Origin of the sequence: Klebsiella sp. HMSC25G12, assembly GCF_001807705.1 — a bacterium.
Classification (GTDB): Bacteria; Pseudomonadota; Gammaproteobacteria; order Enterobacterales; family Enterobacteriaceae; genus Klebsiella; species Klebsiella variicola.
In genome coordinates this window covers 1-7,655 of record NZ_KV789921.1, presented here as the reverse complement: position 1 = coordinate 7,655, position 7,655 = coordinate 1, and the positions used below count along the sequence as shown (strand labels likewise).

Sequence of the window (7,655 nt, the reverse complement as noted above, 5' to 3'; positions counted from 1 at the left end):
GGGAAGGAGGGAGTGACCATCTCATTAAATATCCTACGTTAAGCCTGTTTTTTGAGCTGGCATGACGGGCAGCTATGAGCGAAGTATAGTCATTCGCCCTATCTCTTTTGTCGCACTTTCAACAAGGGGGTCGCTTGGAAAGCGGAACGAGGTCAGTCTCCGCCCGGACTGCTCAGCTCTTTAAACAGCAAAAGAGAGGCATCTTATGAGAAGGGATTATTCAGTATGTCAGGGCAGACTGCTTTTTCATCCGCAGGTACTGAGGGTAAATGCTCAATTCCGGTACGATTCTTACTCTATAGCCAGACAGAATTCAGCATTGTGCTGAACCCGAATCTTTTTTTACTCTGACAGGCCTGTTCATCAGAACCCTGAAAAAACAATTTTCCCGTTCACATTTTTATTTTCCATGTCCTCATGAGCCCGGCGAAGTGCTTTAGCATTCAGCCTGCCATACTCTGCCAGCAACGGAGGTTTGAGCTTACCGGAATCCAGCATGCATGAGAGTTTGTTAAGAATATCATGCTGTTTAGACATGTCCGCAGTAGCATGCATGGGGCGGGTAAACATTGCCTCCCAGTGAACAGAAACGCTCTTAAATTTGATCAAACGCAGATCCAGTGGTTCAGGGTCGTCGATGAGTCCGATACGGCCTTGTGGGGCAATAATTTCGGCCATATTTTCCCAGGCAGATGGCGTGGTGTACGTTGAGAAAATCCGGGTAATGGGAGGGAGTCCAGCAAGGCTGGCAACCTGTGGCGCAAGCGCACATGAATGATCCAGGACATAATGCGCACCAAACCCGCGAACCGCTCTGACACTCTCCTGCCGGGAGGCAGTCCCGATGATGTTCACCCGACTCAGAGTGCGGGCAAGCTGTATAGCCATACAAGGGACTCCGCCCGCACCGCCAAGCATCAACAGGGTCTGATCAGCATCTCCGTTCACTGACAACTGCAGACGATCAAATAACATTTCCCAGGCTGTCAGACCGGTCAGAGGAACCGACGCTGCAGCTTCAAAACTTAGTGCTGCCGGCTTTATCCTCGTAATGCGTTCGTCAACCAGCTGAAACTCTGCGTTGGCTCCCTGGCGATCGAGCACACCGGCATAGAAAACGTGGTCACCTGGCCTGAACAGCGTCACATCTGGTCCGGTTGCTTCAACAACACCGGAAGCGTCGTATCCCATAACTACCGGATTGCCTGCAGAGGGGCTGATGTTTCGCCGGCTTTTCAGGTCCCGTGGGTTAACCGCGACCGCCCTGACTCTGATCAAAAGATCACGCCCCTTGGGCATGGATGGGTGGGGAAGCGACAAATCTTCAATAACGGATGTACTTTCCCCGGGTTGCCAGAAACCAACGGCTTTCATTCTGTCTCCTTAAAAAGGTCAGTCACCAGATAAATAAATGTAAAAGTGTGCGGAACGCGATACCCGCCAGTGCCCCCGGCAGTGCAAATCGAAAAATACGCAGAAAGCGGGCGCTGATGCCCATGAATATACCAATGCCCGGCAAATCAAAACTGTTGATGAGAAATCCGGCTGAGCGGTTAATTTCGTTAACGGTCAGGTTACCGCTATGGATAAGGTCAGTCGGTAATGCTGTCAACCTGTTGATGACTATTTTAATCTGTTGTCATTCAATCCTTGTAACATCAGGATGATCCTGGTGTCAGTGAAAATACGAAATCAACACGTTGGTATCATTACCCACCTGTGAACTGACGTCGGCATTTTGAATCTCACTTCGGCGTGCCCCCTCCGAATGGCGCAAAACATTTCGTGGTATGGCATGATAGCACCCGAAGAGAGTCAATTCAGGGTGGTAAATGTGAAACCAGTAACGCTATACGATGTCGCAGAGTATGCCGGTGTCTCTTATCAGACCGTTTCCCGCGTGGTGAACCAGGCCAGCCACGTCTCTGCGAAAACGCGGGAAAAGGTGGAAGCGGCGATGGCGCAGCTGAACTACATTCCCAACCGCGTGGCACAACAACTGGCGGGGAAACAGTCGTTGCTGATTGGCGTTGCTACCTCCAGTCTGGCCCTGCACGCGCCGTCGCAAATTGTCGCGGCGATTAAATCTCGCGCCGATCAACTGGGTGCCAGCGTGGTGGTGTCGATGGTAGAACGAAGCGGCGTCGAAGCCTGTAAAGCGGCGGTGCACAATCTTCTCGCGCAACGCGTCAGTGGGCTGATCATTAACTATCCGCTGGATGACCAGGATGCCATTGCTGTGGAAGCTGCCTGCGCTAATGTTCCGGCGTTATTTCTTGATGTCTCTGACCAGACTCCCATCAACAGTATTATTTTCTCCCATGAAGACGGTACGCGACTGGGCGTGGAGCATCTGGTCGCATTGGGTCACCAGCAAATCGCGCTGTTAGCGGGCCCATTAAGTTCTGTCTCGGCGCGTCTGCGTCTGGCGGGCTGGCATAAATATCTCACTCGCAATCAAATTCATCCGATAGCGGAACGGGAAGGCGACTGGAGTGCCATGTCCGGTTTTCAACAAACCATGCAAATGCTAAATGAGGGCATCGTTCCCACTGCGATGCTGGTTGCCAACGATCAGATGGCGCTGGGCGCAATGCGCGCCATTACCGAGTCCGGGTTGCGCGTTGGTGCAGATATCTCGGTAGTGGGATACGACGATACCGAAGACAGCTCGTGTTATATCCCGCCGTTAACCACCATCAAACAGGATTTTCGCCTGCTGGGGCAAACCAGCGTGGACCGCTTGCTGAAACTCTCTCAGGGCCAGGCGGTGAAGAGCAATCAGCTGTTGCCCGTCTCACTGGTGAAAAGAAAAACCACCCTACCGCCCAATACGCAAACCACCTCTCCCCGCACGTTGGCAGATTCCTTAATGCAGCTGGCACGACAAGTTTCCCGACTTGAAAGCGGGCAGTGAGCGCAACGCAATTAATGTGAGTCAGCTCACTCATTAGGCACCCCAGGCTTTACACTCTATGTGTCCGGCTCGTATGTTATGCGAAAATGTGAGCGGATAACAATTCACGCAGGATACAACTATGACAATGATTACGGATTCACTGGCCGTCGTATTACAACGTCGTGACTGGGAAAACCCTGGCGTTACCCAACTTAATCGCCTTGCGGCACATCCCCCTTTCGCCAGCTGGCGTAATAGCGAAGAGGCTCGCACCGATCGCCCTTCCCAAGAGTCGCGCAGCCTGAATGGTGAATGGCGCTTTGCCAGGTTTCCGGCACCAGAAGCGGTACCAGAAAGCTGGCTGGAGCGCGATCTTCCTGACGCCGATACTGTCATCGTCCCCTCAAACTGGCAGATGCACGGTTACGATGCGCCTATCTACACCAACGTGACCTATCCCATTGCGGTCAATCCGCCGTATGTTCCCACGGAGAATCCGACGGGTTGTTACTCGCTCACATTTAATGTTGATGAAAGCTGGCTACAGGAAGGCCAGACGCGAATTATTTTTGATGGTGTTAACTCGGCGTTTCATTTGTGGTGCAACGGGCGCTGGGTCGGTTACGGACAGGACAGTCGTTTGCCGTCTGAATTTGACCTGAGCGCATTTTTACACGCCGGAGAAAACCGCCTCGCGGTGATGGTGCTGCGCTGGAGTGACGGCAGTTATCTGGAAGATCAGGATATGTGGCGGATGAGCGGCATTTTCCGTGACGTCTCGTTGCTGCATAAACCGAGCACGCAAATCAGCGATTTCCATGTAGCCACTCACTTTAATGATGATTTCAGCCGCGCTGTACTGGAGGCAGACGTTCAGATGTACGGCGAGCTGCGCGATGAGCTGCGGGTGACGGTTTCTTTGTGGCAGGGTGAAACGCAGGTCGCCAGCGGCACCGCGCCTTTCGGCGGTGAAATTATCGATGAGCGTGGTGGTTATGCCGATCACGTCACCCTACGTCTGAACGTCGAAAACCCGAAACTGTGGAGCGCCGAAATCCCGAATCTCTATCGTGCGGTGGTTGAACTGCACACCGCCGACGGCACGCTGATTGAAGCAGAAGCCTGCGATGTCGGTTTCCGCGAGGTGCGGATTGAAAATGGTCTGCTGCTGCTGAACGGCAAGCCGTTGCTGATTCGCGGCGTTAACCGTCACGAGCATCATCCTCTGCATGGTCAGGTCATGGATGAGCAGACGATGGTGCAGGATATCCTGCTGATGAAGCAGAACAACTTTAACGCCGTGCGCTGTTCGCATTATCCGAACCATCCGCTGTGGTACACGCTGTGCGACCACTACGGCCTGTATGTGGTGGATGAAGCCAACATTGAAACCCACGGCATGGTGCCAATGAATCGTCTGACCGATGATCCGCGCTGGCTACCCGCGATGAGCGAACGCGTAACGCGAATGGTGCAGCGCGATCGTAATCACCCGAGTGTGATCATCTGGTCGCTGGGGAATGAATCAGGCCACGGCGCTAATCACGACGCACTCTATCGCTGGATCAAATCTGTCGATCCTTCCCGCCCGGTACAGTATGAAGGCGGCGGAGCCGACACCTTCGCAACCGATATTATTTGCCCGATGTACGCGCGCGTGGATGAAGACCAGCCCTTCCCGGCTGTGCCGAAATGGTCCATCAAAAAATGGCTTTCGTTGCCTGGAGAGACGCGCCCGCTGATCCTTTGCGAATACGCCCACGCGATGGGTAACAGTCTTGGCGGCTTCGCTAAATACTGGCAGGCGTTTCGTCAGTACCCCCGTTTACAGGGCGGCTTCGTCTGGGACTGGGTGGATCAGTCGCTGATTAAATATGATGAAAATGGCAATCCGTGGTCGGCTTACGGCGGTGATTTTGGCGATACGCCGAATGATCGCCAGTTCTGCATGAACGGTCTGGTCTTTGCCGACCGCACGCCGCATCCGGCGCTGACGGAAGCAAAACACCAGCAGCAGTTTTTCCAGTTCAGTTTATCCGGGCGAACCATCGAAGTGACCAGCGAATACCTGTTCCGTCATAGCGATAACGAGCTCCTGCACTGGATGGTGGCGCTGGATGGCAAGCCGCTGGCAAGCGGTGAAGTGCCTCTGGATGTCGCTCCACAAGGTAAACAGTTGATTGAACTGCCTGAACTACCGCAGCCGAAGAGCGCCGGACAACTCTGGCTAACGGTTCACGTAGTGCAACCGAACGCGACCACATGGTCAGCAGCCGGACACATCAGCGCCTGGCAGCAGTGGCGTCTGGCGGAAAACCTCAGCGTGACACTCCCCTCCGCGCCCCACGCCATCCCGCAACTGACCACCAGCGAAACGGATTTTTGCATCGAGCTGGATAATAAGCGTTGGCAATTTAACCGCCAGTCAGGCTTTCTTTCACAGATGTGGATTGGCGATAAAAAACAACTGCTGACGCCGCTGCGCGATCAGTTCACCCGCGCACCGCTGGATAACGACATTGGCGTAAGTGAAGCGACCCGCATTGACCCTAACGCCTGGGTCGAACGCTGGAAGGCGGCGGGCCATTACCAGGCCGAAGCAGCGTTGTTGCAGTGCACGGCAGATACGCTTGCCGACGCGGTGCTGATTACCACGGTCCACGCGTGGCAGCATCAGGGGAAAACCTTATTTATCAGCCGGAAAACCTACCGGATTGATGGAAGTGGTCAAATGGCGATTACCGTTGATGTTGAAGTGGCGAGCAATACGCCACATCCGGCGCGGATTGGCCTGACCTGCCAGCTGGCGCAGGTAGCAGAGCGGGTAAACTGGCTCGGATTAGGGCCGCAAGAAAACTATCCCGACCGCCTTACTGCGGCCTGTTTTGACCGCTGGGATCTGCCATTGTCAGACATGTATACCCCGTACGTCTTCCCGAGCGAAAACGGTCTGCGCTGCGGGACGCGCGAATTGAATTATGGCCCACACCAGTGGCGCGGCGACTTCCAGTTCAACATCAGCCGCTACAGTCAACAGCAACTGATGGAAACCAGCCATCGCCATCTGCTGCACGCGGAAGAAGGCACATGGCTGAATATCGACGGTTTCCATATGGGGATTGGTGGCGACGACTCCTGGAGCCCGTCAGTGTCGGCGGAATTCCACCTTAGCGCCGGTAGCTACCATTACCAGTTGCTCTGGTGTCAAAAATAATAATAACCGGGCAGGCCATGTCTGCCCGTATTTCGCGTAAGGAAATCCATTATGTACTATTTAAAAAACACAAACTTTTGGATGTTCGGTTTATTCTTTTTCTTTTACTTTTTTATCATGGGAGCCTACTTCCCGTTTTTCCCGATTTGGCTACATGACATCAACCATATCAGCAAAAGTGATACGGGTATTATTTTTGCCGCTATTTCTCTGTTCTCGCTATTATTCCAACCGCTGTTTGGTCTGCTTTCTGACAAACTCGGGCTGCGCAAATACCTGCTGTGGATTATTACCGGCATGTTAGTGATGTTTGCGCCGTTCTTTATTTTTATCTTCGGGCCACTGTTACAATACAACATTTTAGTAGGATCGATTGTTGGTGGTATTTATCTAGGCTTTTGTTTTAACGCCGGTGCGCCAGCAGTAGAGGCATTTATCGAGAAAGTCAGCCGTCGCAGTAATTTCGAATATGGTCGCGCGCGGATGTTTGGCTGTGTTGGCTGGGCGCTGTGTGCCTCGATTGTCGGCATCATGTTCACCATCAATAATCAGTTTGTTTTCTGGCTGGGTTCTGGCTGTGCATTCATCCTCGCCGTTTTACTCTTTTTCGCCAAAACGGATGCGCCCTCTTCTGCCACGGTTGCCAATGCGGTAGGTGCCAACCATTCGGCATTTAGCCTTAAGCTGGCGCTGGAACTGTTCAGACAGCCAAAACTGTGGTTTTTGTCACTGTATGTTATTGGCGTTTCCTGCACCTACGATGTTTTTGACCAACAGTTTGCTAATTTCTTTACTTCGTTCTTTGCTACCGGTGAACAGGGTACGCGGGTATTTGGCTACGTAACGACAATGGGCGAATTACTTAACGCCTCGATTATGTTTTTTGCGCCACTGATCATTAATCGCATCGGTGGGAAAAACGCCCTGCTGCTGGCTGGCACTATTATGTCAGTACGTATTATTGGCTCATCGTTCGCTACCTCAGCACTGGAAGTGGTTATTCTGAAAACGCTGCATATGTTTGAAGTACCGTTCCTGCTGGTGGGCTGCTTTAAATATATTACCAGCCAGTTTGAAGTGCGTTTTTCAGCGACGATTTATCTGGTCTGTTTCTGCTTCTTTAAGCAACTGGCGATGATTTTTATGTCTATTCTGGCGGGCAATATGTATGAAAGCATCGGTTTCCAGGGCGCTTACCTGGTGCTGGGTCTGGTGGCGCTGGGCTTCACCTTAATTTCCGTGTTCACGCTTAGCGGCCCCGGCCCACTTTCTCTGCTGCGTCGCCAGGTGAATGAAGTCGCTTAAGAAATTAATGTCGGATACGGCGCGAGCGCCTTATCCGACCAACTTATCAGGACGGAATGTTAAAAATGAACATGTCGATGACAGAAAAAATAAAAGCAGGCAAGCTATTTACCGATATGTGCGAAGGCTTACCTGAAAAAAGACTTCGTGGGAAAACATTAATGTATGAGTTCAATCACTCGCATCCATCAGAAGTTGAAAAAAGGGTAATGACTCCAACTTATTGATAGTGTTTTA

Annotated in this window: 5 protein-coding genes and 1 pseudogene; 4 read left to right on the top strand and 2 right to left on the bottom strand. The window is 52.3% G+C overall.

The features are described from left to right. Positions 1-363: 363 nt before the first annotated feature. A complete protein-coding gene (locus HMPREF3096_RS24605) occupies positions 364-1,374 on the bottom strand; it encodes a zinc-binding alcohol dehydrogenase family protein (RefSeq protein ID WP_023316426.1) in 1,011 nt (336 codons plus the stop codon). Positions 1,375-1,396: 22 nt separating this feature from the next. Further along, entirely contained in the window at positions 1,397-1,612 is a 216-nt protein-coding gene (locus tag HMPREF3096_RS31820; protein WP_004152285.1) for a hypothetical protein, read from the bottom strand. A 222-nt stretch (positions 1,613-1,834) separates the two neighbouring features. On the opposite strand from HMPREF3096_RS31820, the gene lacI reads away from it, so the two are divergent. The 4 genes and pseudogenes from lacI to HMPREF3096_RS29940 form a co-directional block, all read left to right on the top strand. Next, entirely contained in the window at positions 1,835-2,917 is a 1,083-nt protein-coding gene (lacI, locus tag HMPREF3096_RS24595) for a DNA-binding transcriptional repressor LacI (protein ID WP_004206569.1), read from the top strand. 121 nt (positions 2,918-3,038) lie between these two features. Beyond that, positions 3,039-6,113 carry a beta-galactosidase gene (gene lacZ / locus HMPREF3096_RS24590; protein ID WP_023316425.1) on the top strand — a complete coding sequence of 1,025 codons (3,075 nt, stop codon included), beginning with the start codon at positions 3,039-3,041 and terminating at the stop codon, positions 6,111-6,113. Between the two features lie 51 nt (positions 6,114-6,164). After that, complete coding sequence (gene lacY / locus HMPREF3096_RS24585; protein WP_003846917.1) at positions 6,165-7,418, top strand: lactose permease; 1,254 nt, start codon at positions 6,165-6,167, stop codon at positions 7,416-7,418. Positions 7,419-7,483: 65 nt separating this feature from the next. Next, positions 7,484-7,624 (top strand): annotated as a pseudogene (locus HMPREF3096_RS29940) (maltose acetyltransferase domain-containing protein); the annotation flags it as partial. Positions 7,625-7,655 lie beyond the last annotated feature (31 nt).